The organism is Paenibacillus mangrovi (assembly GCF_022898935.1).
GTDB classification, from domain to species: domain Bacteria; phylum Bacillota; class Bacilli; order Paenibacillales; family Paenibacillaceae; genus Paenibacillus_AQ; species Paenibacillus_AQ mangrovi.
Map to the genome: position 1 here is coordinate 40,045 of NZ_JALIRP010000003.1, position 25,650 is coordinate 65,694.

General features: G+C 49.3%; 24 protein-coding genes. 7 read left to right on the forward strand and 17 right to left on the reverse strand.

Annotated features, from left to right (window positions below; all coding sequences use genetic code 11):
• Positions 1-20: 20 nt before the first annotated feature.
• The 3 genes from queG to MUG84_RS08395 all read right to left on the reverse strand — a co-directional run bounded on the left by queG (position 21) and on the right by MUG84_RS08395 (position 3,069).
• Positions 21-1,796: a tRNA epoxyqueuosine(34) reductase QueG gene (gene queG / locus MUG84_RS08385; RefSeq protein WP_280521248.1), complete on the reverse strand. Its 1,776-nt coding sequence runs from the start codon at positions 1,794-1,796 to the stop codon at positions 21-23.
• A gap of 46 nt (positions 1,797-1,842) precedes the next feature.
• The gene (gene lepB, locus MUG84_RS08390; RefSeq protein WP_244723554.1) at positions 1,843-2,448 is read right to left on the reverse strand and encodes a signal peptidase I; all 606 of its coding nucleotides are present in this window, start codon (positions 2,446-2,448) and stop codon (positions 1,843-1,845) included.
• 192 nt (positions 2,449-2,640) lie between these two features.
• Complete coding sequence (locus tag MUG84_RS08395; protein ID WP_244723557.1) at positions 2,641-3,069, reverse strand: GNAT family N-acetyltransferase; 429 nt, start codon at positions 3,067-3,069, stop codon at positions 2,641-2,643.
• 471 nt (positions 3,070-3,540) lie between these two features.
• On the opposite strand from MUG84_RS08395, the gene MUG84_RS08400 reads away from it, so the two are divergent.
• Positions 3,541-4,158, forward strand: coding sequence for a superoxide dismutase (locus tag MUG84_RS08400; RefSeq protein ID WP_244723560.1), 618 nt, complete (start codon positions 3,541-3,543; stop codon positions 4,156-4,158).
• Between the two features lie 152 nt (positions 4,159-4,310).
• Here the strand turns inward: MUG84_RS08400 and mutY are convergent, their stop codons facing one another.
• The 4 genes from mutY to MUG84_RS08420 all read right to left on the reverse strand — a co-directional run bounded on the left by mutY (position 4,311) and on the right by MUG84_RS08420 (position 8,370).
• Positions 4,311-5,465, reverse strand: a complete 1,155-nt coding sequence (mutY, locus tag MUG84_RS08405; protein ID WP_244723564.1) for an A/G-specific adenine glycosylase — start codon at positions 5,463-5,465, stop codon at positions 4,311-4,313.
• A 45-nt stretch (positions 5,466-5,510) separates the two neighbouring features.
• Positions 5,511-5,906 (reverse strand): holo-ACP synthase, encoded by a 396-nt coding sequence (acpS, locus tag MUG84_RS08410; protein WP_244723567.1) that lies wholly within the window; start codon positions 5,904-5,906, stop codon positions 5,511-5,513.
• 230 nt (positions 5,907-6,136) lie between these two features.
• Positions 6,137-6,571 (reverse strand): BrxA/BrxB family bacilliredoxin, encoded by a 435-nt coding sequence (locus MUG84_RS08415; RefSeq protein WP_244723570.1) that lies wholly within the window; start codon positions 6,569-6,571, stop codon positions 6,137-6,139.
• A gap of 137 nt (positions 6,572-6,708) precedes the next feature.
• Positions 6,709-8,370, reverse strand: coding sequence for a two-component system sensor histidine kinase NtrB (locus MUG84_RS08420; RefSeq protein ID WP_244723572.1), 1,662 nt, complete (start codon positions 8,368-8,370; stop codon positions 6,709-6,711).
• A gap of 321 nt (positions 8,371-8,691) precedes the next feature.
• Between MUG84_RS08420 and MUG84_RS08425 the strand changes: the two genes are divergently transcribed.
• A complete protein-coding gene (locus MUG84_RS08425; RefSeq protein WP_244723574.1) occupies positions 8,692-9,969 on the forward strand; it encodes a BaiN/RdsA family NAD(P)/FAD-dependent oxidoreductase in 1,278 nt (425 codons plus the stop codon).
• A 75-nt stretch (positions 9,970-10,044) separates the two neighbouring features.
• Here MUG84_RS08425 and MUG84_RS08430 read toward each other — a convergent pair whose 3' ends face one another.
• Positions 10,045-11,316 (reverse strand): ABC transporter permease, encoded by a 1,272-nt coding sequence (locus tag MUG84_RS08430; RefSeq protein ID WP_244723576.1) that lies wholly within the window; start codon positions 11,314-11,316, stop codon positions 10,045-10,047.
• A 61-nt stretch (positions 11,317-11,377) separates the two neighbouring features.
• Entirely contained in the window at positions 11,378-12,097 is a 720-nt protein-coding gene (locus tag MUG84_RS08435; protein ID WP_244724901.1) for an ABC transporter ATP-binding protein, read from the reverse strand.
• 347 nt (positions 12,098-12,444) lie between these two features.
• Between MUG84_RS08435 and MUG84_RS08440 the strand changes: the two genes are divergently transcribed.
• Complete coding sequence (locus MUG84_RS08440) at positions 12,445-12,912, forward strand: MarR family winged helix-turn-helix transcriptional regulator (RefSeq protein WP_244723578.1); 468 nt, start codon at positions 12,445-12,447, stop codon at positions 12,910-12,912.
• Positions 12,913-13,023: 111 nt separating this feature from the next.
• On the opposite strand, the gene MUG84_RS08445 is transcribed toward MUG84_RS08440, so the two are convergent.
• The 4 genes from MUG84_RS08445 to MUG84_RS08460 form a co-directional block, all read right to left on the reverse strand.
• Complete coding sequence (locus MUG84_RS08445) at positions 13,024-14,544, reverse strand: MDR family MFS transporter (RefSeq protein ID WP_244723580.1); 1,521 nt, start codon at positions 14,542-14,544, stop codon at positions 13,024-13,026.
• A 115-nt stretch (positions 14,545-14,659) separates the two neighbouring features.
• Positions 14,660-15,226 carry a GNAT family N-acetyltransferase gene (locus MUG84_RS08450; protein WP_244723582.1) on the reverse strand — a complete coding sequence of 189 codons (567 nt, stop codon included), beginning with the start codon at positions 15,224-15,226 and terminating at the stop codon, positions 14,660-14,662.
• A gap of 144 nt (positions 15,227-15,370) precedes the next feature.
• Entirely contained in the window at positions 15,371-15,820 is a 450-nt protein-coding gene (locus MUG84_RS08455) for a disulfide oxidoreductase (RefSeq protein ID WP_244723584.1), read from the reverse strand.
• A gap of 34 nt (positions 15,821-15,854) precedes the next feature.
• The gene (locus tag MUG84_RS08460) at positions 15,855-16,586 is read right to left on the reverse strand and encodes a DsbA family protein (RefSeq protein ID WP_244723604.1); all 732 of its coding nucleotides are present in this window, start codon (positions 16,584-16,586) and stop codon (positions 15,855-15,857) included.
• A 294-nt stretch (positions 16,587-16,880) separates the two neighbouring features.
• Between MUG84_RS08460 and MUG84_RS08465 the strand changes: the two genes are divergently transcribed.
• Together MUG84_RS08465 and MUG84_RS08470 are read left to right on the forward strand one after the other, a co-directional pair.
• Entirely contained in the window at positions 16,881-17,897 is a 1,017-nt protein-coding gene (locus tag MUG84_RS08465; protein WP_244723607.1) for an alpha/beta hydrolase, read from the forward strand.
• Positions 17,898-17,982: 85 nt separating this feature from the next.
• Entirely contained in the window at positions 17,983-18,462 is a 480-nt protein-coding gene (locus MUG84_RS08470) for a GAF domain-containing protein (RefSeq protein WP_244724905.1), read from the forward strand.
• Positions 18,463-18,532: 70 nt separating this feature from the next.
• Here MUG84_RS08470 and MUG84_RS08475 read toward each other — a convergent pair whose 3' ends face one another.
• Complete coding sequence (locus MUG84_RS08475) at positions 18,533-20,548, reverse strand: endonuclease MutS2 (RefSeq protein WP_244723610.1); 2,016 nt, start codon at positions 20,546-20,548, stop codon at positions 18,533-18,535.
• Positions 20,549-21,057: 509 nt separating this feature from the next.
• On the reverse strand, positions 21,058-22,749 hold the full coding sequence (locus MUG84_RS08480) for a glycoside hydrolase family 13 protein (protein ID WP_244723614.1): 1,692 nt from the start codon (positions 22,747-22,749) through the stop codon (positions 21,058-21,060).
• 299 nt (positions 22,750-23,048) lie between these two features.
• On the opposite strand from MUG84_RS08480, the gene MUG84_RS08485 reads away from it, so the two are divergent.
• Both MUG84_RS08485 and MUG84_RS08490 read left to right on the forward strand, forming a co-directional pair.
• The gene (locus MUG84_RS08485) at positions 23,049-24,329 is read left to right on the forward strand and encodes an ArsB/NhaD family transporter (protein ID WP_244723617.1); all 1,281 of its coding nucleotides are present in this window, start codon (positions 23,049-23,051) and stop codon (positions 24,327-24,329) included.
• Positions 24,330-24,378: 49 nt separating this feature from the next.
• Complete coding sequence (locus MUG84_RS08490) at positions 24,379-24,663, forward strand: hypothetical protein (RefSeq protein WP_244723620.1); 285 nt, start codon at positions 24,379-24,381, stop codon at positions 24,661-24,663.
• Positions 24,664-24,826: 163 nt separating this feature from the next.
• Here the strand turns inward: MUG84_RS08490 and MUG84_RS08495 are convergent, their stop codons facing one another.
• A complete protein-coding gene (locus MUG84_RS08495) occupies positions 24,827-25,258 on the reverse strand; it encodes a hypothetical protein (RefSeq protein ID WP_244723622.1) in 432 nt (143 codons plus the stop codon).
• The gene (locus MUG84_RS08500) at positions 25,258-25,632 is read right to left on the reverse strand and encodes a zinc ribbon domain-containing protein (RefSeq protein ID WP_244723624.1); all 375 of its coding nucleotides are present in this window, start codon (positions 25,630-25,632) and stop codon (positions 25,258-25,260) included. Before MUG84_RS08500 ends, MUG84_RS08495 begins: the two co-directional genes overlap by 1 nt.
• Positions 25,633-25,650: the final 18 nt, after the last annotated feature.

Here is a 25,650-nt window from a genome sequence, read left to right on the forward strand (position 1 = left end):
CCAAGGGCAGCTCCACCGCATTACTCTTCGATCCGCGTATTTCTTTCGGGAAGTGCATCTTCGAGGATCAGCAGCTGACGTTTGTTTTCAAGCCCTCCACGATAACCTGTCAGACTGCCATCACTTTCGAGTACCCTGTGGCAGGGAATGATAACCGGAACCGGATTTTTATTGACGGCTCCACTGACTGCCCTGATGGCTTTAGGTCTTTTAATCTCATTCGCTACACGCCCATAAGAACGGATCTCTCCATATGGAATATCGGCAAGAGTCGTCCAAACCTGTAGCTGAAATGGTGTTCCGCGTAAATCTAGCGAGACGTCAAATTCCTTGCGCTGCCCAGCGAAGTATTCACCGAGCTGGCGTTTGGCCTCAGCAAGACGTTCATCATTATGCTCAAATTCGCCTCCCCCGCACCAGGTGCGAGACCATTGCTGCAGGACAGCCTCTTTTACGTTAAAGCTGCCAAACTCGATCAGACATAGTCCTTTTTCTGTCGCACACAACGTTAACGGCCCGATCTTGGACTGCATTTCGTCATAATAGAGCGTTTCCGGCTCTCCATTCAGAACCGCTGAAAATTTCGGTCCTTCACTTTCTGTTTCTGCTGTGTTCGCTTTCGTTTGCGATTGAAGTTGTTCCTTCGCTTCCCCGAGCATTTCTCTGACTTTCTCGTCCTGCTCGGAAGCTATGGCTTTATTCATGATGTTCAATGCCTCTTCGCCTCCTATGCGTCCCAGCGACCAGGCAGCGGTTCCCCGCAGCTCAGGCCGTGGGTCATTCAGCAGTACCTCTCCCAGTTTGGGCACCGCAGATTTGTCTTTGTAATTTCCAAGCGCGATGACTGCATTGCGCTGGATCGGTTTTCTGCCCCGCCATGCGGCGGCGCTTTCTCCGAATTTCTCCTTGAATTCACGGTTGGTCATATCCAGAATAGGCAGCAGGAGTGGTCTGTCCTTTTCCGGTACTGGAAGCAAATCTTCATGATGTGTCCAGTGTTTCCCCTTGTTTTTCGGGCAGATCACTTGGCAGGTATCACAGCCGTATAAGCGGTTGCCGACCTTCCGCATGATCTCATCCGTAAGATAGCCCTTCGTTTGCGTCAGGAATGAAATGCAGCGCTGCGCATTCAGCTGCCCAGGCCCTACCAGTGCGCCTGTCGGACAAGCATCAATACACAGGGTACAATCCCCGCAGTCCTCCGTCACCGGCGTATCCGATGGAAAAGGAATATTCGTCACCATCTCCCCGAGAAAGATCCATGAGCCCCATTTCGGAGAAATCACGCAGCAGTTTTTAGCGCTGAAACCTATACCTGCGCGCTGTGCAACGGCGCGGTCCACAAGCGATCCGGTATCCACCATGCTTTCAAGCACCGCCTCCGGCACCCGCTCCCTGATGAAGGCTTCCAGCTTACCCATAGCCTCACGCAGCACATGATGATAGTCCCTACCCCAAGATGAGCGCGACAATACGCCCCGGTACTTGCCCGGCTCGTTTTTGGGAGGATCCGTCATTTTGGAAGAATAGGCTACAGCAATAGAGATCAGGGAGGCGGGTTCTGCGGAAGGTAACGAGGGGGTAATACGTTTATCTAGATCCGGGTCTTCAAAGCCGGACTCATAACCTAGATCACGGTGATTCTGTAAAATGGATTTAAGTGAAACAAAAGGATCTGCGGAAGCAAAGCCGATTTCGTCAATGCCGAAATCAGCGGCTGCCTCCTTAATTTCACGCTTTAGCTGCTCCCAAGGAGAAGATGGAGGAGCATAAGCAGTGTGATTTATGTTAGTCAAAGCTCACGCCTCCTTTTCAACCTTGATGATCATTGCCTTGCTTTCATTACAATCCTTTAATTTGGGATATCGGCCAGAATACAAATTCGGCTCTGCCGACAATCTCCTTGGACGTCACGCTGCCAAAATAACGGCTGTCCTTGCTGGCCCCAGCATGACGATTATCCCCCATCACGAAATAATGATCCTTCTCCAGCTTGATTGGTCCAAAGTCCGGATCCTGAATTTCCACATCGGTATACGGCTCAACCTGGAGCTGTCCGTTCACATAAAGCTTGTGATCCTTCACTTCAACCGTATCGCCTGGAGTACCGATCACCCGCTTAACCAGAAATTCTTTTTTGTCAGGTCCATTGCTCGGATCATGCAGAACGACGATTTCGCCTCGGCTCGGCGTCTTGAAATCATATACGATTTTATCAATAAACAGCCTTTCCTTCTCGTACAGCGTTGGCTGCATGGAATGTCCCTTAACCATAGACAGATTGAAGACAAACAAATTAAGCAGCATCATGATAACAAAAGCAATAATGATCGTTTTGGCCCAGTCCCATATCTCGGCGGAGAGACTTCGCGGCTTCGGCTCCGCCTCAGGCTTGTCTGCCCGATTATGCTCCGAATGCCCTTGTTCATGCTGTTGAATTTGATTCATACTACACCTCTTTATAGACAATTTCCCCTTATATACAGAAAAGCATATCTTTCGCGGTTTTGCAACGGCGGTAAAGATATGCTCAATATAGAAAATATTGTTATTTACAATAATAATAGATGTCCATCTTTGATTTTCTATGATTTTGTACGTGAATCATTGAATAGAGACCGGCAAGAAGTTTATAATGTACTAATGCTGTGGACTGACAATGCTAAGCTTTTGAAAGGCTTCCAAAATTTTATTAGCGCCGTAACCCATCGCTTCATACAGAGGCATAGCCGCTTGGTTATGCTCATCTCCGGCAATCATGATCCGGCTTACCTTGCGAGCCTGAAAACGCTGTTCCATGGAAGACACGAGCGCTTTGCCAACGCCTTGGCGGCGGTAATCTGGATGTATAGCAATCCGGTAGTAACAGCCGTGGTTATGCTCGATCGTTCCGATCAGCGCTCCCACGATTTCATCGTCTTCCTCTGCAACCATAATCAGCTCCGAATCCCAGGACAACTGCCTGGAGAATGGCCCCATCGTATTCCGGTAACACTCTTCGGACAAGGCGACCTGCATCAACTCGATGATGCTGGTACAATCACTTAACTGAAAGGAACGAACATGCATGTCTTAAATCTCCCTTTTTTGTCAGCTTGTTTGGATCCTTGGAAGATCAAGCTCCCCTTATAATCCAGAATAATTATTACGACAAAAACCGTTAAATTCCTTCTCTATCATTCATTAAACCATAGTTTTCTTTAAAAAACACGTATTTTCTTTTGTAAGCGCTTTATAGCAAGCGTTTTCAAAGAATCTATAGTATAATAACCATATAATAATGATTTTTGTCTGCATAAAAATTCAAAAAATGGGTAAATGATAATACGGATTGTGTGCAGCTGCAGAAGGCTAAGCCGACTTTTTAAACATAAATGTTGATTTAATTGAAAAAATACGGTTTAATTGTACTTGGATGTACTTACGGCTACATATTCCGGTCAATAAAGGATGCTTTTGCAAGTGCAAAAGTTTCTTTATGAATAAGGGTCAATTCCCAGAATTGATTCCTAATAAAAACATTTACAGGAGGTATTTATCATGGCATTTCAATTACCTGCACTTCCTTACCCTAACAATGCGCTCGAGCCTCATATCGACGCACAAACAATGGAGATCCACCACGATCGTCACCATAACACGTATGTAACCAACTTGAATGCAGCTTTGGAAAACGCTCCTGAACTGCAAAATAAAAGCCTTGACGAGCTTCTGTCTAACCTTGACAGCGTGCCTGAAGGCATCCGTACAGCTGTCCGCAACAACGGCGGCGGCCATGCGAACCACTCCCTCTTCTGGGAAATCATCGGTCCAAACGGCGGCGGCACACCAAGTGGCCTACTGGCTGAAGCGATTGAGAGTCAGCTCGGTGGATTCGATAAATTCAAAGAAGACTTCGCCAAAGCGGCTACAACCCGTTTCGGAAGCGGCTGGGCTTGGCTCGTTGTGAACAAAGACGGCAAGCTTGCTGTTACCAGTACACCTAACCAAGACAACCCAGTCATGGAAGGTCTAACTCCTGTTATGGGTCTGGACGTATGGGAGCATGCTTACTACCTGAAATATCAAAACAAACGCCCTGATTACATCGCTGCTTTCTGGAACGTTGTAAACTGGGATGCTGTGACTAAACGTTACGCTGAAATCGTTCAACCATAAAGAGCGATTCCCGGAGCGTCAAGCCCGGTATATTGAGAAAAGAACCGTCCCTGTGTGGACGGTTCTTTTTTGTCTATCATTTTATCTATTCTAGCAGCGCTGCTGGCGTTAACGATTCTTTTTTCGGCGGCTTGTAGACTCCTGGTTTACGCCTACCTCTTGAAATGTTCCCGGATGATCTTCAGGAACACATTCGGAAAAGCGTACAGCGCCATGTCCTCTTCAGCGATCCAGCGGTACTGGGGAACTGACGCCTCTTCATCGGCGCGCTCATGTTCGAGCATGTAGACTTCCCTCGATTCCGCTGCAAGGGGAATGCTAGCCTCACGGTAGCGGTATACCTGAAGATTCCAATGGATATGGCTGAACGTATGCTCTGCGTCCATCATATATCCTTCCGGTCTTGCGGTGACGCCTTCTTCCGGCAATGCGCCGGCCAGAATATCCATCGCAGGCTCGTCCGGCAGACGTCCGCTGCGGGTTTGCGGAACCTGCACATGCGGCAGCTCCCACATTCTGGCGAGCAGGCCGCTTTGTGGTCTCTGGCGGATCAGCACCTTGCCTGCGTGCTCTCCCGTCCCCTCCACCAATGCTACCACACGGTATTCGGGACGCGGCGGCTTGGCCTTGGTTTTTATCGGCAGCGATTCCTCTACGCCTTCGATCCGGGCAGCGCAATGCTCCATCACCGGACAGGTCAGGCAGTGCGGAGACTTCGGCGTGCACACCAGCGCTCCAAGCTCCATTAGTGCCTGACTGAAATCGGAAGCCCGGCCTTCAGGAATTAACAAGGCGACAAGTCCCTCCATATACGACCGTGTACTTCCTTTCATGATGTCTTCCTCAATCAGGAAATAACGGGATAGCACGCGCATGACATTGCCATCCACCGCCGGCTCTGGCTTGTTAAAGGCGATGCTCAGCACTGCTCCCGCCGTATACGGGCCAACTCCCTTCAGGGCGAACACCGCTTGCTTGTCATCCGGTACTTGTCCGCCATGCAGCTCCTTCACCTGTTTGGCCGCCGCCTGGAGATTTCGCGCACGCGAATAATAGCCGAGGCCTTCCCAGCACTTCAGCACATCCTGCTCCGGTGCATCTGCCAAATCCTCGACGGTCGGAAACCTTTCGATAAAACGGTTGAAATAAGGAATAACCGTGTCCACACGCGTCTGCTGCAGCATGATTTCAGATACCCAAATATAGTATGGATTGCGGTGACGGCGCCACGGCAAATCTCTTTTATTTTGCATATACCATTCCAGCAAATGCTGGCTGAAATACTTCTTTTGCTCTGTTTGATTCATCAGGCTGTTTCCAATCCTTCCGGCTTTCCTCTCCCGAAAAAGCGCTTAAACTGTTTTTTCAATGACTGCGAATGCTGAAGCAAGTTCTGTCTGGTGAGATATGGTCAAGTGAATAATATACTCCGGTTCTCCCGGAAGCTGAAGTCTTTCCCATGCGCCCCTGCTCAGGACGGCTACAGGTTTTCCCCAAGAATCCGGCAAAATTTCCATGTCTCCAAATCCGATGATGCTGCCGATTCCGCAGCCAAAAGCCTTGGAGATCGCCTCTTTCGCGGCAAAACGGCCGGCAACGAATTCCGTCAGCTTCCCGCCTCTTTTTCTGGCTTCCTCGCGTTCCTTCTCCGTAAGCACCCGCTCCATGAACCGGTACCCGAGCTGTCCGCTCAGCAAAATCGAAAGCCGTTTGATTTCCAGCACATCATGCCCGATCCCGTGAATCAAAGAATCACACCATCCCTTCCAACACATTCAAACCTTATTGTAGCAGGAGACCTTCCCCGATGCGAGCTGTACATACAATATTTCATCCCCAATCTGGAAGAAATTTTTGTAAATAAAGATTTGAAGCGGTCTCCGATTCTTCCACAGGGATGGCGTAATCACTACAACACGAAAGCCCCGCATATCGGAAATCCGATGATACGGGGCTTTTATGTAACATGCTGTCTTAATTAACGGCACACACGGTCAAACGCTTCAATTAAATCTTCCGCAATTTCCTGAGCCGAACGGTCCTCGATTTGATGACGTTCAATGAAATGAACAAGCTCCCCATCCTTCAGCACGGCAATGGAAGGAGAAGAAGGCGGGTATGGAGCGAAATATTCTCTCGCTTTAGCCGTTGCTTCTTTGTCTTGTCCTGCGAAAACCGTAAACAGATTGTCAGGCACCAAATCGTTTTGCAGTGCCAGAGCAACACCCGGACGACATTGGCCGGCTGCGCAGCCGCATACCGAGTTGATAACCACAAGGGTTGTACCTGGAGCATCCTGCAGATGCGTTTCCACCTCTTCTGGAGTTCTGAGCTCCTTAATACCGATGCTCGTCAGCTCATCTCTCATCGGTTGAATCATATCCTTCATATATCTGTCAAAAGACATGGACATTTCTTATCACTCCTTAATCCGCTATAATTCAGAAACTTTAGTTCATTTTATACTACATACAGATAATATTATACCTTCAACAAGTCTGAAATCAAGAGAGATCCGTGCAGTGGATGGCTCATCATGATGCAGCAGACTCAGGATTCCGCAAGCGGCAGGTGGATGATAAATGTTGTGCCTATACCTTCCTCCGATTCGACCATGATTTTGCCTCCATGACGCTCCACAATGCTCAGGCACAAGGCAAGCCCAAGTCCTGTCCCCTTCGCCTTGGTTGTAAAAAAGGGTTCAAACAACCGCTCCTGGCGGCTTTTGGACATCCCCACCCCCGTATCTCTGACGATCAGCTCTACGATTTGCTCCTGCTCCTTCAGACTTGTTTGCAGGGTGAGTCTTCCTTTCTCCTCCATTGCTTCCATCCCGTTGCGGGCCAGATTCAGCAGCAGCTGTTTGATTTCCTTAGCATTCAGGTTCAGCTTGGGCACTCGCTCATCCATTACAAGCTCAATGGTTTGCCCGCGTAAATTGGCATCCGCCCATAGCAGAGGACTGAGATCATTAATGATCTGATGGAGATGCCATTGCTCCTTTTCGGATATCCGGTTTTGAGCCAAGGAAAGAAAGTCGTTGATAATACCGTTCGCCCGATCCAGCTCCTCCATAACGATTCGGTAATAATGATCCAGCGACTCCGGACTTTTCTCCTTCATGAGCTGGAGGAAGCCGCGTACCACGGCCATCGGATTCCGGATTTCATGCGTAATGCTGGCTGCCATCTGTCCGACCAAGCTCAGCCTCTCCACGTTGCTCAGCTCGCTCCGCAGACGCTCTAGCTCGGTAATATCCTGGATGACCAGAACTGCGCCCAGTATTTCTCCGGTGTATCCATTGGTAAGCGGCGATGTGCTCGTATATTGAATCTGCGAGCCGACCCGGATCAGCTCATTATTTACCTTGACGCCCTTCAAGGCTTGGGCAATCCGGTAGCTGATATAATCCTTCTCCATCATATCGACGAACTCGCTTAGCGGCTGGCTGAGAATATCATTTTTGGTCAGCTCCGGCTCGCGGCTTTTGAATAAATTCATCATCATTTCGTTAATGCTGGTAACGTTGCCATCGTTATCTACAGATACCATGCAGAGGGGAGCCACATCCATCACCTGTTGAAGCTTCTCTTCCTCACGAAGGTATTTTTCGAAGATGCCCTCGATCTGCTCCTTCAGAAGCAGCTTTTCCAGAGCAAACTCAATGACATAAATAAGTCCACCGCCGGCAAACACGCTAATCATAAAATAGAACATGATCATAAACAGCTGGCCCGCATTAGAAAAATTCAACTTAGGATTTTCAATAATTGGGGATGCCGCAATGAGGAGCATGGCAGGCAGGAGACACATCCACAGCTTATTGACTTTGTCAGTAAGAGTTCCCTTCCGGAACTTAGGAGACATCCAGACAAGCAAAGGGTACAGCAGTAAACCAGTATGTAGAAAGAGTCCTAATAAAGACCAGTTTTCGTTAAAATAATAATCACACAGCAGATAAAGCCCTGCTAAGGGAAGTCCGCTTTTATATCCTCCGTAGAGCATACCGATAAACAGCGGCAAGATGCCTAGATTCAGGGGGATCAATTGAAACAAAGAGGTGGAGAACAAAGAGCACAGCAGAATGCTCAAAGCGCTGGATACAATGATAACAAACTCGAAACCCGTAGGACCTAGCTTTCGCTTTCGCCTGAGCATACGGACATATTTATCTAAAGTGAGCGGGAACAAAAACGCAAATGAACCCGCCATAAATACCTGTGTTATAATACTCTTCAGCGCAAAAAGAATCGCAAGTCCCCTCCTCCCCGTTCGGGCAGCGTATACAGACCATTCATTGGGTGAAACTTTTGGTAAATCTGATTCTGCAGGAAAAAGCGATACAAAAACCGTCTATCGACGTATTTCCATAGTTAAATTCTATAATCTAAAAAATAAATTAACTTAAAAAAAGTTATGTACAAGTTGATTAAAACACAGGCTACACAATATTACAATATATCCTGATATATCCTAAAAAGACACAATTAAAAACATGGCTCCGGGAACTAGCCGGACAAAAGGAGAACAATCGTGAAATCATATGATGTCATTGTCGTCGGAGGCGGATCCGCGGGTCTAATGGCCTGCATCGCAGCCTCTAAAAATGGTGCTTCAGTCCTTCTTATGGACAAGGGAAGCAAGCTTGGACGCAAGCTCGGCATTTCGGGAGGCGGTCGCTGCAATGTGACCAATGCCAAGGAAACAGAAGACCTGATTGCGCATATTCCGGGCAACGGCCGTTTTTTATACAGCGCTTTTCAGCATTTCAACAACCGCGATATCATGCAATTTTTTGAGGGCCTCGGTATTGCCTTAAAAGAAGAGGATAACGGAAGAATGTTTCCGGTGTCCGATAAGGCAGCCAGTGTGGTCAACACGCTTGTGGGGGAGGTCCGCAAACTTGGTGTAGAGATCAAAACGGACACGCCGGTTGCTGAGGTCCTTTATGAGGGTGGACAGGCATCGGGCGTCAAGCTAGCATCAGGAAAAACATACCGCGCAGCTGCAGTTGTTATCGCCACAGGCGGCAAATCAGTGCCCCACACGGGCTCGACAGGCGACGGTTATCCTTGGGCGCAGGCGGCCGGTCACACCATTACCGAACTGTATCCTACCGAAGTTCCTATCGTATCACGTGAGAGCTGGATCGCTTCCAAAGAACTGCAGGGGTTGTCGCTCCGCGATGTTGAACTGTCGGTATGGACTCCGAAAGGGAAGAAAATGATCGGGCACCGTGGAGATATGATTTTCACCCACTTCGGTCTCTCAGGCCCCATCGCTCTGCGCTGCAGCCAGTTTATCCGCCAGGTAAAAAACAAATTCAAGGTCCATGAAGTGGAGATGGCGGTCGATCTGTTTCCCGACTTGCCTCCTCACGATCTAGACCGTATGCTGCGGGACAAGTTGGCAGAGGAACCGAAGAAGGCGATCAAAAATGTGCTGAAGGGAACCGTTCCAGAACGTATGCTTCCGCTTCTTCTGAGCCGTGCCGAGCTGGATGGGGACGCCACCTTCGCCCATCTGCCGAAGCAGCAGTGGTCCGCCTTCGTGGATGTGCTGAAAAGGTTCATTATTCTTGTCACCGGCACCAAGTCGATCGAGGAAGCCTTTGTAACCGGTGGCGGTGTCCATCTGAAGGAAATCAATCCGAAAACGATGGAATCCAAGCTGATGCCAGGCTTGTTTTTCTGTGGTGAGGTTCTCGATATACACGGTTACACCGGCGGTTACAACATCACGGCGGCTTTTTCCACCGGCTACACAGCTGGCATGCACGCGGCGCAAACCGCAAGCTGCCCTTCGAGCTAATCTATCCATACATAAAAGGGCCCGGATTTCAGGTTGAAATCCAGGCCCTTTTATGTATGGATATAAGAAAGTTATTTATGCCTTTTTATTAAGGAGAAACATCCGCATGACATTAGGAACTACCCAGCAAACAGCCGCAGCCAGAGGTATGAACCCAATTCCCGCCATCCAGGGTACAAGCTGCTTGAACAGCACGATAGCCGATGTCAGAACAGCAAATGGAATGGCCAGCGTCCGGACAGCCAGAATACCTGCCTGAAAGCTTTGATCATCTGGCCAGGGCAGCAAAGAAACAAACGCATTCTCCCTGAAGCTGAACCACTCGAGAAACAGCCAGTATACGACAAGCGCCTGCAGCGCCACGAATACCAAGGCCTGAATTCCGGATGGCAGAGTAATCAGGACACCCGAGCTGATCAGCGTGAACTGCACATACAGCTGCCTCAGCTTGGGGTGACGCAGAAGCGTCTTGATCATTGCTCCGGCAATCCGCTTGACTGGTGCTGTCGAACGGAAGACGGGCCGGGAACCCGAGAATACCCAGGTATTGCGGCGGATCCGGCGCGGTTTGTCCACGGTCTGGCTGAGCGCGATGCTCGTCAAACCCGTACGCTTGACCAAATCCTCCTGTACATCATTCATAAATGTCCCGCGGAGACGAAGTCTAACACGGATGAGCAGCAGGCTTATGGCAGCGAGTACGATCGCTCCCAGACCAAGAACAGCCGGCTGCGATCTGAACAGCAGTATGAATGTTATATATAAGACGCCCGGAATGAAGACAAATGGAATATACAATAGCCCTCTGCGCCATCCACTTCTTTGTACCCGGATCAAATGCTTGGCCCACATTAGCACCCATTCGAATGCAATGGTGAAGGCAAGCAGGCAGCCGATAAGCAAGCCATGTTCCTGAAACTGTCTGACGAGAAACGGAAGCAGTAGCAAATAGCATATCGAAGTTTTCACAGCTGCCGAAACCATGCTGTACAGGCTGCTGCGCAGCATAATCCCGTGCAGCCAATTCTTACGCTGGACGAGGAACAACACATCCCCTTCCCGAACCAGCAATAGAATACTGCCCAAAGACGCGGCAAGCAGAAGCAGCACCGGCACTGCCGCAAACGGAAGCTGGCCGGACCACTCCGGAAGGGGTTCCTTCCATAAACCGTAATACAGCCTTCCACCCAGCAGCAGGCCGGGTATTAGTATATACAGCAGCACCGTCCAGTCATCTACCACGGAGCGAACGACGGCGGCTATTTCTTTAAAATGGCTCCACAGCCGCCGCCTGAAGAGACTGGCGGGATCCGGAAACAGATATCCTTCATTTTTTCTCCCAATCATATCCTTATCCTTCCCATGTAGATCAGCAGTTCATGTTCAATGTAAATACACATCCCTAATATCAGGTAAGCGAATCAAAACAGTCAAACAGCGAAGCACCCGGAAGTCCAGCTTGCTCGCGGATATCCGCAATCGTTCCCTGCGCAACCGTCCTTCCTGCAGAGATCATAATGAATCTGTCGCATATTTTTTCTGCCGTATCAAGCACATGTGTGGACATCAGCACGGCGGCTCCACGCTGCCGCTCTTCATCCAGCAGACGCAGAAAGTCCTTCGTGGCGCGCGGATCAAGGCCGATAAACGGCTCATCCACGATATACACATCCGGTCCAGCCAGAAATCCAAGCATCAGCATCATTTTCTGCTTCATGCCCTTGGAGAACCCGCCGGGAAGCTCATGCTTCACCTGTTCCATACCGAACTGGGCGAGGAGTCTGTCCGCTTCCCGGACAAAAGCTTCATAATCAAGACCATAAACGGCTGCCGCCAGATCCATATGTTCCCAAAGAGTCAAGTCATCGTGAAAGACAGGCTGCTCCGGTATATAGGCATACCTTCCAGAGCTCCCGCCAAAGGAAACACGTACCACCGCATGCTTGAGCAGTCCGAGCAGCGTCTTGATCGTTGTGCTCTTCCCTGCTCCATTCGGGCCGATCAACCCCAAAAGCTCTCCGGTCTGTACCTGAAAAGCTATGTCACGAATTCGCGGCTGGCCTTCCTCATACCCCGCTTCTTCAATATATACATCCAGCAGCGCGGATTTAGCGCTTCCTGTTTCCATTCCAACATCCCTCGCCTTGATATCAAAGTAATTTTGTCCTATTCGCTGCGCTGCAGCTAAATTTCCGTCCATTTGTTCCATTCCTGGGCTATGGATATACAGGGGTAGAACTAGCCCCTTAACTTTACCACTTTTTGCAGGTGAAAATAAGACCGATTGCATCTTCAACCTGTGAAATGAAATTTATTAAAAATTTTAATGTTTCAAAGCCGATGGAATGTGACAAATCACATGTTATTCCGGCAGGCCAAGCGATATGATAAGGCTACAGTTCAATCTCAATTAACGGCAATAATCCGGCAATCTTAACACTGCAGCAGTAAATGAATATAAAGGCGGGAAAAATCATGATTCATACACAGGAACGTGATGCCCAGTTGTCTCTGCATCTGTACCGGGTGTTCGCCAAAAGCTTCAAAAGCATTAACGAGCATGCCGTCATCAGCAGCAAAATCGAAGGCTTTAACCCGACGGCTTTTGCCGTGATGGAAGTGCTGTACTATAAAGGCTCACAACCGATTCAGCAGATCGGATCCAAGCTTCTGCTGCAGAGCGGGAACGTCACCTATGTGATTGACAAGCTTGAGGAACGCGGCTACATTCACCGGAGACCCTGTCCGAACGACCGCCGCGTTATTTATGCGGAGCTGACGCCTATCGGCGAGGCATTGATGAACGAGTTATATCCCAAATATTCCGAGCGGATCCATCATGCCTTCAGCGGCCTGCACGATGAGGAGAAATCACAGCTGATCGATTTGCTGAAGAAGCTGGGCATTCAGGCGGAACGGCTCACCCCTTCCCTGCGGAAGTGAAACGCCGACCGGATGCAGCAGGGCAACGGACATCCACATATTACAAGCAAAAAGGACACCCCCATGGTTTTTTGCTAACCAGGGAGTGTCCTTTTTTTTACCGAAGAGTCCTTAAGCCTTCTCCGCCTGTTCTTCCTGATCCGCCGAGGGCACCGTGTTTCTTAGCCCAAGCACGGAAATAAGACTGACGACGGCAATAACCGCCATCACCACATATAACGAATGAAGGCTTCCCTCCAGAATATGCTTCAGCTGATTCCACAGCTCCTGCGGCATGCTGGCGCTGCCTTCTGGAGTCAGCAGCTGGTTCACTTCTTTCTGACCCACATTTCCGAGTCCCGGATCGCGGGCGATCCGGTTCGCGATGCTCAGGTTGATCCATGTGCCAAATACCGCAACGCCAACCGTCTGTCCCAAGGTACGTACAAACGAATTCAAGGCAGTGGAAGCGCCCCGAAGGGAGTAGCCGACGGAGGACTGCGCGATGATGGTAAAGACGGTAGTCGAATAACCGAAGCCCAGACCATAGATAAACGTATAAATCAGCAAAACATAATGCGGCGTTGAAGCAGTAATAAAAGCAAGTCCAGTAGCGCCGATCACGATGCCGGTAAGCCCGATCACGGTTGTCTTACGCGAGCCTGCAGTCAGGATCAACCGGCTTCCGAATACGGAGCCGAACAGCCATCCGATGGACATCGGCGCCATGGTTAGACCGGACATAGTCGCATTTTTACCCATGACCCCCTGAATCCAGAGCGGCATATACGTGGTCAGACCGATCAGCAGGGCGCTGGTCAGGATGCTGGCCACAGTCGACACCGAAATATCGCGGATACGGAATAACTTCAAGGGAAGCATCGGTTCAGCCGCACGATTCTCAATGAAAATAAACGCAGCCAACATCACGGCCGCCAGCAGAAAGCAGCTGATAAGCAGCGGCGAGCTCCAGCTGAAATATTGCCCGCCGGTTGCCAGAGCAAACAGTAGCGCCGTCATGCCAATCGAAAAGGTCACCGCTCCGGCCACATCGACTTTCACTTTCTCCCGTTTATCCCGGCTTTCATGAAAATAGCGGGCGATCAGCCACATGGAGATGAAGCCAAACGGAACGTTAAAGCCGAAAATCCAGCGCCAGTTCAAATAATCCACGAAATAACCGCCGACCAGCGGACCGATCAGTGAGGAAATCCCCCATACCGAGCTGATCATGCCCTGGATTTTGGCGCGTTCCTCAATCCGGTATACGTCCCCGATGATCGTGAACGTCACCGGCACGATGGCCCCGGCGCCGATCCCCTGGATGGCGCGGAAAACGATCAGTTGCTCCATGTTTTGCGAAAAGCTGCAGAGCAGGGAACCGATGACAAACAGCAGCGAGCCGATCTGAAACACCGGCTTGCGGCCGTACAAATCGCTGATCTTACCAAAAATCGGGGTCGAAACGGCCATGGTCAGCAGAAAAGCCGTAAAAATCCAGCTCAGCAGATTCATTCCGCCGAAACTGCTAATAATTGCAGGGCCTGCCGGACCCGTTACCGTTCCTTCAATAGCTGACAGGAAGGTTGAAAGTAATATTCCGATCAAAATAAACTTGCGTTGCGACTCATTAATACCAGGATTTACAGACATTTGATTCCTTTCTTGACGAATAGATTCGAACACGCCTATTAAATTGTGATGAGGTTTCCATCTCATGTCAACTCTTAAACATAAAAAAGATGAGCCTTTGCGTTAGCTCACCATGTTATTTTGCATCTTCCCATTCTTCACGCAGAAGCGCATACATGTTGGCATCCACAAAGCCGCTGTCCGTCTGCCGGTATTGTCTCAGCCGCCCCTCCAGCGTAAAACCTAGGGACTCAAAAAGCCGCCCGGCACGGATGTTGCGCGGATCCGTCAGCGCCTCAATTCGGTTCAGACCCATATCCTCAAAGGCGTAATCCAATACCAGTTCCACCGCCTCACGCATATATCCTTTTCCCCAGAATGGACGTGCCAGCTCACAGCCAATCTCCCCGCGGTAAGCCCCCTCGAGCTGCCACCAATTGAGCCCGCAGCTGCCGATCAGCCTGCCATCCGCATCTTCGATTCCCCATCTCAAACCATCGTCGGTTTGGGACAGGCTGTTAAGGATCCGTATCATCTCACCCGCCGCAGACACGTCTGGCATCTCAGGGAGATCAGAATAACGCCTCACCTCCGGATCGGACCAGTTGCGGTACATCGCCTCCGCATCTTTCGAAGAGAGCCGGCGCAGCTTCACCCGTTCACCCCCTAGTACGGGAATTTCTCCTTCGCACCTATATGTCATGGAGTCCATCCCTCCTTCCCTGCCAACTTCAAAATCACATACACTGTACACCTCATACCATCTCTTAAGCAAGCAGGTACCCGCTCGTTCCACAGCAAAAATGCAAAAAAGCTTGTCCCATCGGGACAAGCTCTGTGATACCATTTATGCTTCCTCAGCTTCATCTTCCGCTTCGCGGCCGATAAGCAGCAGGCAGACGATAAGAATAAACGCAATCAACGCCAGCAGCGGAATCGTAATGAATCCGAACCAGTTCAAATAGTCAAAATCGCATGGAATACCGACCGAACAGGGAAAAGCCTTCGCAAGCGCCGGAATTTTCTGCTCTGCATAATGATAGATAGAGAAGCAGCCTCCGATGATACTAAGCGTCATGGCATAGGGAGTAATTTTGCGGTCGTTCTTGTAGCTTGCAATACCTAGCAGAATCGCCTGCGGATACATGAAGATCCGCTGAAACCAGCACAGCTTGCAGGGCTCAAAATGCATGATTTCGCTTAAGTACAAGCTTCCGCCCACAGCCACAATGGATACAATCCATGCCAAGAACAGGGCATATGGGCGAATAGACGCCAAGAAACGATTGCCTTCCATCGCTTCGAACTCCTTTTACTTTAGGATCTTGCTCTTACTTTGTATTTTGTTCAGCCAGTTTTTTATCGATCAGCGGTTTCAGCTCGGTATAGTCCATAGAGGCTTTATCCGAAGCCTTTTCCCCATTGATGAACAGGGTCGGCGTGCTCATGACATTCAGGCTTCTCGCTTTCTCATTTTGGCTATCGATTTCTTTTTGATAGGTTTTCTCATCAATGTCCTTGCGCAGCTTGTCGTAATCGACCTTTATATTTTCCTTTTTGGCCAGATCGACCAGAAAATCAGGTGTTGCCCACTCGGTGTTCTCATCCCCCTGATTTCTGTATATCGCTTCGTAGTATTTCCAGAACTCATCCTTGTTCTGATGTAATACGGACTCTGCGGCCAGAGCGGCGTAATTCGAATCCGTCTCCGGACTGATAATCAGATAATTCATGAAGTATAGGGCAACCTTGCCGGAATCAATGTAATCCTTTTGTATCTGCGGAGCAATCTCCTGCGTGAAATATTGGCAGCTTGGACATTTGTAATCGCCCATCTCCACAATTTTGACCGGTGCGTTCGGATTTCCCTTTACAGGCAGAGCACTATAGTCAAAGTCTTCCTTGGCCGAACTACTGGGTTTGAATATAAGCACCAGCACAAACAGCACCACAATACATGCTCCTGTAATCCAGATCGCCCGCTTCATGCGTTTCTCCTGCTGTTCCCGCTGGGCTTTTTTTTGAGCTGCCTTATTCACCGGCTGCTTTTTCTTCGCTTTCATAGATTGCGAGCCCTCTCCTTTCTTTGAACTAAAGTTTAAAGGCACCTTGGCATATTTTCTTTAGTTCTTCCTCTATGGTTAGTGACCAAGCACTTCTATTCAACTTTATTCTAGCATCTTACTCTTTGAAAGGCTATATCCGTATCGGACCGTTCTCACCTGCTTTTCGCGACTCGTTTGCATTCGTCAGAAATTGTACAAACATTCGAAGCCTCTTGATGGCGATTAAATCTGGATATTCCTGTATATACTAAGCCCTACTGAATTTGCATGCAGCTTTGGAGGCTAAAAGAAATGGAATGGTGGATTGCTGCTCTAATTATCGGGGTTACCGCGCTTGCGATCGCAGGTATTACCCAGTATGCTTTCGTACAAATGACTCAAATGAAAGTCTTGAATCACCAGCAAATCTTTGATGAGCTGGAACGGGCGGGAGCACGCCTGCGTGAATATTACGAACCGCTGCCCAAAGAAGAGGTACAGATTTACAGCCACGATGGCCTTCGCCTGAATGGCGTGGTAGTCAAGGCTGCACAAGAATCCGCACAATGGGTCATTCTCGTTCACGGGTACACGACCTCCCTGCCCGCATCGATTCCTTTTATGGAAATATTTCTGGAGGAGGGATTCAACGTGCTTCTGATCGATCAGCGGCGCCATGGAAAAAGCGAGGGAAAATATACGACTTACGGTTTTCTTGAAAAGCATGATATCGCGACATGGATCCGGTATATAACCAGCACCTATGGCGAGAACTGCACGATCGGTCTACACGGGGTTTCCTTCGGAGGCGGTACCATCCTGGAGTATCTGTCACTCCCTGATCCAGCGGTTGCTTTTGTCATTGCCGATTGTCCTTATTCAGATCTGACACGCCTGATGCATCACCAAATGCAGCGGCTGAACCGGATTCCGGCAGCTCTGTTCCTACCTTTGGTCAATGCCAAACTACGCAGGAAAGCCGGCTTCGCAATGGAACAGGTCAGCCCCTTGCGTACGGTTGCGGAGAGCAGCATTCCCGTGATGTTTATACACGGCACTAAGGATCATTATATCCCTCCGGAGATGAGTGAGGATTTATTCGCGGCCAAATCCGGACTGAAGCGCCTCCTGCTAATCGAGGGCGCTACACACGGCTTTGCGATTGAAGGGAATCCAGAGCTGTACAAGCGGTCAGTAAAGGAGTTTGTGCGGGAGGCTCTTTCAATCCGAAACCATCCGGCACATTCCTATGAATCCGTATCCGAGAGAGCGCCGCAAAAGGAACCCGACTGGGCTGGTATCAGTTTGACGGAATCGCCAAATCCTTAACCTGTTATCTTTTTCTTGACGCGGAACATAATCCTGTATACTATCTTTTATAATTAACCAACGGTTAAAAGAAAGGTGGAGTATGATGTTTCAAGCACTTCCTTATGAAGGAAACCGGAGCGAGCAGTTCTCGGCGGTTCTGGAACAACTGAAGTCTCTCATTCACGATGAACCCAGCTCCATCGCCAATCTGGCTAACGCTTCAGCGCTGCTGAACAGCTTCCTGCCGGATATCAACTGGGTCGGCTTCTATCTCTATGACGGTCAAGAGCTTGTACTGGGACCTTTCCAAGGCCTTCCGGCCTGCATCCGTATTCCTTTGAACCGGGGCGTATGCGGTACCGCCGCCGCGCAGCGTAAAACGCTCGTTGTCGATGATGTGCATGAATTTCCTGGACATATTGCTTGCGATGCGGCTTCCAACAGCGAAATTGTTATTCCGCTCATCAAAAATGAACAGCTGCTCGGTGTACTCGACATCGATAGCCCGCTGAAGGGACGCTTCGACCATGATGAACGCCAGTTTCTGGAGCAGTTTGCCCAAATCATCATTGAGAAATTGTAATTATTTGTAATACTCTAAAAAAGGCAGGGAAACCGACTGAATTCAGACGGGTTCCCTGCCTTTTGAACATTTAGTTGTCCTCGGGTTTGCGGATAATGCTCAGCCCTTCCACATGCTTGCGCTGCATCAGCTTGCTTTTCTTCCGGTTCTCCTTGCTGTCAAAAATAATATCGAAATCATAATCCTCCGGATAGAGATTTCCTTTTTCGATATACAGCTTAAGCCGTTTCCTGTTGATCTTCAGCTTCTGCTTTTGGATCATGACACCGACCATGCCCTTGGCATCCTCTTCCTGATAGACAATGCCGGTTCGGCCAAACGAACTGACATATACCGCATCTCCAATCTCTAGCCGGCGCGGCTTCGAAAGGGTAGCAGTCTCTTCTTCCGCCTCTTCCTTCCACGAGTGCTCCTTTTCCATATACGCGTTTCTACTTTTTTGATGCTTTGAAAGGTTTTCTTCCGATTTCTCTTCCGATTTCTCTTCTGATTTCCCCTCGGATCTTTCTTCACAATCAACAAGCTGCCCTCCTTCCGTCTCCGGTTCAGCCAGCTGCGGTCTATGACTCTGCAAAATATGCCGTGAACGCCCGATGATGCCCGTTGGCATGCCGAGCTTGGTGGCAATCTCAATCGCATAGCTTTGACCTGATTCACCGATCGTCAGGCGGTACAGCGGCTCCAGCGTGTCGACGTCGAATTCCATGCGTGCATTCTGAAAGCCAGGCGTACGGGAAGCAAAACCCTTCAGCTCGTTAAAATGGGTCGTCACCATCATCATCGCACCACGCTGATTCAGCTCCTCGAGGATCGCGATCGAAAGGGACATCCCTTCGCCTGGATCGGTTCCTGCGGCGAGCTCGTCAATCAGCAGCAGCGTGGAACGGTTTGCCGCATCGACCATGGCTATTAGCCTGCGGATTTGCGCGGAGAACGTGCTGAGCGACTGCTCGATGCTCTGTCCGTCGCCGATCGCCGTCATGATATTGCCGAAAACCGCGAGTTGGCTCCCTTCCGCAACAGGTACGAGCAGTCCGGACTGAACCATCAAAGTCAGCAGCCCCAGCGTCTTCAGGGCTACGGTTTTCCCGCCGGTATTGGGTCCAGTAATAATCAGGGAGCGGTATCCTCTCCCCATCTCCAGCTGCAGCGGCACCATGGTTTTCAGCATCAGCGGATGTATCGCATCTTGAAGACGGATCTGCCCCTGATCGTTTAATTGAACGTTTCTGCCTCCGATTGAGCGTCCATACTTGGCTTTGGCGAAAATAAAATCATAGTTGCCCGTAATATCGATGTTCAGCTGAAGATCAGCGCTTGCTGCTTCCAGCATGCCTGTCAGCATGCTCAGCACCACGCCTTCCTCGCGCGCCTCATCCGCCTCCAGCATGCCCAGCTCCGTTTGCAGCATGGATATTTCCTCCGGCTCCACGAATACCGTCTGCCCGCTGGTGGATTGATCCAGCACCGCGCCTTTAATCTGCTTGTGATATTCCCTCTTCACCGGCACGACATAACGCCCGCCGCGCACGCTAACCAGATGCTCCTGCAGAATGGAGCCGTGCCGCGACAGGATCGAGCTCATCTTCTTCTGAATGCGCTCCTTGATCACGGCGATTTTCTTGCGGACCTTCTCCAACTGCTTGCTGGCCTCGTCATCCACTTTGCCAAACCGGATGCAGCGCTCGATCTCGCTCTTTAAACGTGGCAGCTCCTGCATGGATGAAGCATACGTGCTGACCGTCGGCGCGATTTCTCTTTTGCCCGCCATATATTTCCGGAGTTGGCCGCAGCTGTGCAGAAAGGTCTGAACCGCCGTGAAATCCTGCTCGGAGAACAGGTATCCGGTATGAAGCAGCGACGCGATATGCTCAATACCTTCGAGCGAAGGCAGCGGGACGCTTGCTCCCTTGTCGAGCAGAGCCTTCGCTTCTGCGGTTTCCAGGAGCGCGGCCTCAATCGCCCGCAGATGGCTCCCCGGCGCCAGATCATCAATATGCTTCCTGCCTGCGTAAGATACGGCGTACTCTCGCAGCGCCTCCTTTACTTTGTCATACTCCAGCATGTTCATTGTGATATTGTCCATGGGTTGCATGAACCTCCTTTGTTCTTTTTTTGTGCCAAAATGCAAAAAAAGGACAAAGAACGCATACGCGATTCTTTGTCCCTAGGTAGCTGCTGGTCGTTTCATTTCTACAGTTATCCCGAAAAAGAAGTCCTCTTCTGCATGAGCGGCGCTTTCTGCTGCCCTGTATGCTCCAAGCCTCTCTTCTATACGCAAAAAAACCGTGCTGCAAGAGCACGGTTTTCGAAAGGCCTTCACCCAGATTCGAGCCGGATGAAGAAGCCTTATGGATAACAAAGAATGAAACAGCAGCCAAGGTGCCGTTTGATGCTTCGCGTGTTCTTAACTATTTTCCAAGACTCTCGCAAAGGCACAGGAAAATAAAGCTGCCTCAAATGGCAGGCTTTCCTCTGTCTTTCTTCAAGTCTGTTATGGAATTGGATTAGTTAAGAACAACCACCGTCATCAAAATCTCTCCCTTGGTATAGGATGAGGTAAATTTACCAATATTTTTAAGTGATGTCAAGCCTTTATGCCTTCAGCATGTACACCCTTGATTCATACGGGCAAAGCCGGATCGTTTGGCAGAGATCATCCTCCCCGTTAACAGGGTAGTTGGAAATCAGCAGCTCCTTTGAATCCAAATTCAGATGCTGCGGCAGCGTCAGCTCCGGCTCTTTTCCAAAAAAATTCAGGATCACCAACAAGCAGGCATCCTCCAGAGTACGGGTATACACATAGATTTCCCGATCCTCCGAAAGCAGCAGCTCATATTTTCCATACACGATGACCTCATGCTCTTTCCGCAAGGCAATCAGATTTTTATAATAATGCAGGATGGAGTCGGGATCTTGTAAAGCATCCTCCACGTTGATCACATTATAGTTTGAATTCACCTTGATCCAAGGCTTGCCTTGGGTAAATCCCGCCTCCTTGTTATTACTCCACTGCATGGGTGTTCTGGCGTTGTCCCTGCTTTTTTTCCGGATCACCTGCATGATTGTCTCTTCGGGTACTCCCTCACTCATTTGGTCCTTATAGAAATTGAGTGTCTCCACGTCCCGGTAGTCATCAACGGATTGAAAAGCGATATTCGTCATGCCGATTTCCTCGCCCTGATAAATATACGGCGTCCCTTCCAGCATATGAATAAAGGTGGCCAGCATTTTGGCCGACTCTACGCGGTATTTTTGGTCGTCTCCAAAACGCGAAACCGGGCGAGGCTGATCATGATTGCACCAATAATTGGCGTTCCAACCCTGCTCATGCAGTACCGTCTGCCAACTGCTTATGACCTTTTTCAGCTCAAGGAGATTCCATGGACGAACATTCCATTTTCCCGAACCGCCGGAGACTGCATCCAGCTGCATATGCTCAAATTGGAACACCATATTCAGCTCGCCGCGCGTTTCTCCGACGTAGCTAAGAGCCTGCTCAGGGCCAATGCCTGAAGTTTCACCCACCGTCATGATATCGTAATGAAAGAGCACCTCTTTATACAGATTATTTAGCAATGTATGAACCTTATCCAGGTTGGAAAATAGTTCATAGGCGCGCACCGTCGGCAGACTGTTCGGATTCTCCCCGCTCGGCAATCCGACAGCCTTGGCAATATGTGCAATCGCATCAAAACGGAAGCCATCTACCCCTTTCTTCAGCCACCATTCCACCATCTCATGCATGCAATTGACGACATTTGGATTCTCCCAATTCAGATCCGGCTGATGCTTCGAATACAAATGCAGGTAATACTCATCCGTCGCTGCGTCATATTCCCAAACCGAGCCGCTGAAATAGGATTCCCAGTTGTTCGGCGGACCGCCGTTTTTGCCTTGGCGCCATATGTAAAAATCGCGTTTCGGATTATCCTTGGAAGCCCTGGATTCGATAAACCAGGGATGCTCGTCCGAGGTATGATTCAGCACGAGATCCATCATGATTTTCAAACCGCGAGCATGCGCCTCCTGCAGCAGCTGGTCAAAATCATCCATCATCCCGAATTCCTTCATAATCGCCTGATAATCGCTGATGTCGTATCCGTTGTCATGGTTCGGCGATTGATTAATGGGACACATCCAGATCACATCCACACCCAGATCCTTCAGGTAATCCAGCTTTGCCGTAATGCCGCGTAAATCGCCCATGCCGTCGCCATTCGTATCCAAAAAGCTGATCGGATAGATTTGGTATACTACGCTTTCCTTCCACCATGTTTTATTCATATCCGTCTCCTTTCCGCCAAATCCGACATTGCTTTACAAGCCAGCGTAAACACTTTATAATTATTTTAAACCATTTTTTACATCCCCTTTCACATAGGGGCAAGTTATTCACAAACGCATAGATAACATTCGGAGGAGCCTGCCACGTGCGGGCTCCGTTTGTCTTTTTTTGGCCTTCTCGTCCTTGTTCGGGTGTCCGCATGTGTCAATCTTCTCCTGATGCAGAAGGAGGAATTGAAGCTTGTATTAATGCGAAACCTATAATTACATGCACATCCAAGAACTAAGGGGGAGAAACAATGGAACAACAAGCTATTCTTGCGATTGTTATCTTTTTAATTGCATATGCACTGATTATCTCGGAGAAAATCCATCGCACGATCGTCGCCATGATTGGCGCTGCGCTTATGGTGATTTTCGGCATCGTAAGCCAGGAAACCGCTATCCATCATATCGATTTCAACACGCTCGGTCTCTTGATCGGGATGATGATTATCGTCAATATTACCGCTGAAACCGGACTGTTCAAATTTGTGGCCATCTGGGCCGCCAAAAAAGCCAAAGGCCGGCCGCTCGCCATTCTGATTGCCCTTATGCTCCTAACGGCGCTGGGATCCGCTTTTCTGGACAATGTAACCACGGTACTGCTGATGGTACCCGTTACCTTTAGTATTACTCGCCAGCTGCGGGTCAATCCGCTGCCGTTCCTGATTACACAGATTATCGCTTCCAATGTCGGCGGTACCGCAACGTTAATTGGCGATCCACCGAACATTATGATCGGGAGCGCGGTTAAGGAACTGACTTTTATGGCGTTCATTCAAAATTTGATGCCGATCGCGCTGATCATCCTTGTCCTTTTGATTCCTATCTTTATTTTTATGTTCCGCAAACAGATTAAAACCACACCGGAGCTGATGCAGAGCATCATGGATCTGGATGAAAAAGAGCTGATTACCGACAGAAAGCTCATGGTGAAATGTTTGACCGTGCTTGGTCTTACGATTGTCGGCTTTTTCATTCACCAGCTGGTTCATATCGAATCCGCCACGGTGGCGCTCACCGGCGCCTTTCTTCTTCTCCTTCTAACCGGGGAGCATATGCTGGAGGAGGCTTTTGCCAAGGTCGAGTGGCCGACGATTTTCTTCTTTGTAGGATTGTTCATTTTGGTTGCCGGTCTGATCGAAACAGGCGTGATTTCCACGCTTGCCGAGAAAGCGATCGGACTCACCGGAGGCAATGTAACTTCTACTTCCATGCTGATTTTGTGGCTGAGCGCCATCGCTTCTGCTTTCGTCGACAATATTCCGTTTGTAGCCACCATGATTCCAATGATTCAGGATATGGGAAGTATGGGTATTAGCAATCTGGAGCCTTTATGGTGGAGTCTGGCACTCGGCGCCTGCCTTGGCGGAAACGGTACACTGATAGGCGCAAGCGCCAACCTGATCGTTGCAGGGATGGCTGCCAAAGAGGGGTATCCGTTGAAATTTACCCAATTCATGAAATATGGTTTTCCAATCATGATTTTGTCTGTTATTTTATCCAGCGCTTATGTATATTTCAGATATTTAATGTGATAAATGATGTAAAGGGAACGATAATTTTGATTGAACTGGAGGCTCCCGCATGCTGATCTACCACTGCAACGAAGATGTTGCTATCATTACAGAAACGGTAAACGAAGAGGATGTCGAATTCCGTTTGCACCTGCTGCAGACAGAGCCCTATCTGGAGCGTTTGAAGAAGATCCGGCATGATTTCGAGGAAAATGATATCTATACGGATGTGCTCTTCTATATCTACAAAAATCATGAGTATGGCGCCATTGTACGGCGGGCATATTACGTCGATTTTGTGCTCGCCCTGATGAAGCATGGTTTGCTCCGCAGCGTGGAATGGAAAGACGACTAAACGAATAGGGAACTGAATTTTCAATTGGAGGGCGAAAGCCCTCCTTTTTTTAACTACAGAACTGACAAAAAGGTCGACTAACAGCAACAGCCGGAAAGACATTCTTCCCGGCTTGACTCTTCAGACTTAAGTTATGTATATGATGAACCCCGTATTATAAAATTTATATGCTTCCCTCACCTGGATGACGGTTGATATTCGCATAGGACGAAGCCGAATATTTGAACAACACGTAGCCAAGCAACGCGTACACGAGTGCACTGATCAGGCCGCCGAATCCGAATGGGAACAGGATAATAAACGCATTGATCCAGAGCGCATACGGCAAATATTTGACATTACTTGATACCAGTGTCAGCCACGCGCCAACCCAGAATGCATACTGGGCAATCACGAGCAGCGGAATCGTATGGAAGATGAAGCTCAGGACATGGTTAGAAGAGTACGGAAGAATGGAGATCAGCAGATCATACAGAAACTGGACCCCAAGAGCCCCAAACAGCAAATGAAGCTCGATCGGAGCCAGTATTCCGTACAAGCGAAAGGACTGAAACCATTTACGTGTCTCCTGCAAAACCACGGCGAATTGCTGCACTACGAATCACCTTCCTGTTTTTCAATCTCGATAAACTGGTGTCCGCATTCCGGACAGAACCTCGCTGCAATGGGAACGACATGTCCACAGACGCATTTCTTTTCATCCGAGATCACATTGATTTGATGCTGATTCAGCTGAATCTCATCCTGAAGCTGCACAATCCGTTCAACCATCGGCTGCAGCTGTTCTGCACTGCACATGCTCTCCTGGCTCAGCGAATCGAAGACCATTTTGCCGATGTGCTGATATTCCTGATCGATCTCTTTTTGCTTGGTGGAATTCTGCATCTTGAGACGATTCACTTCCACCGCGACCTTGGCTTTGTTGCCCGCTTCGGCAACACCTGACTTCAGCTTGTCAAAAAAACTCACAAAACCTCAGCTCCTTTC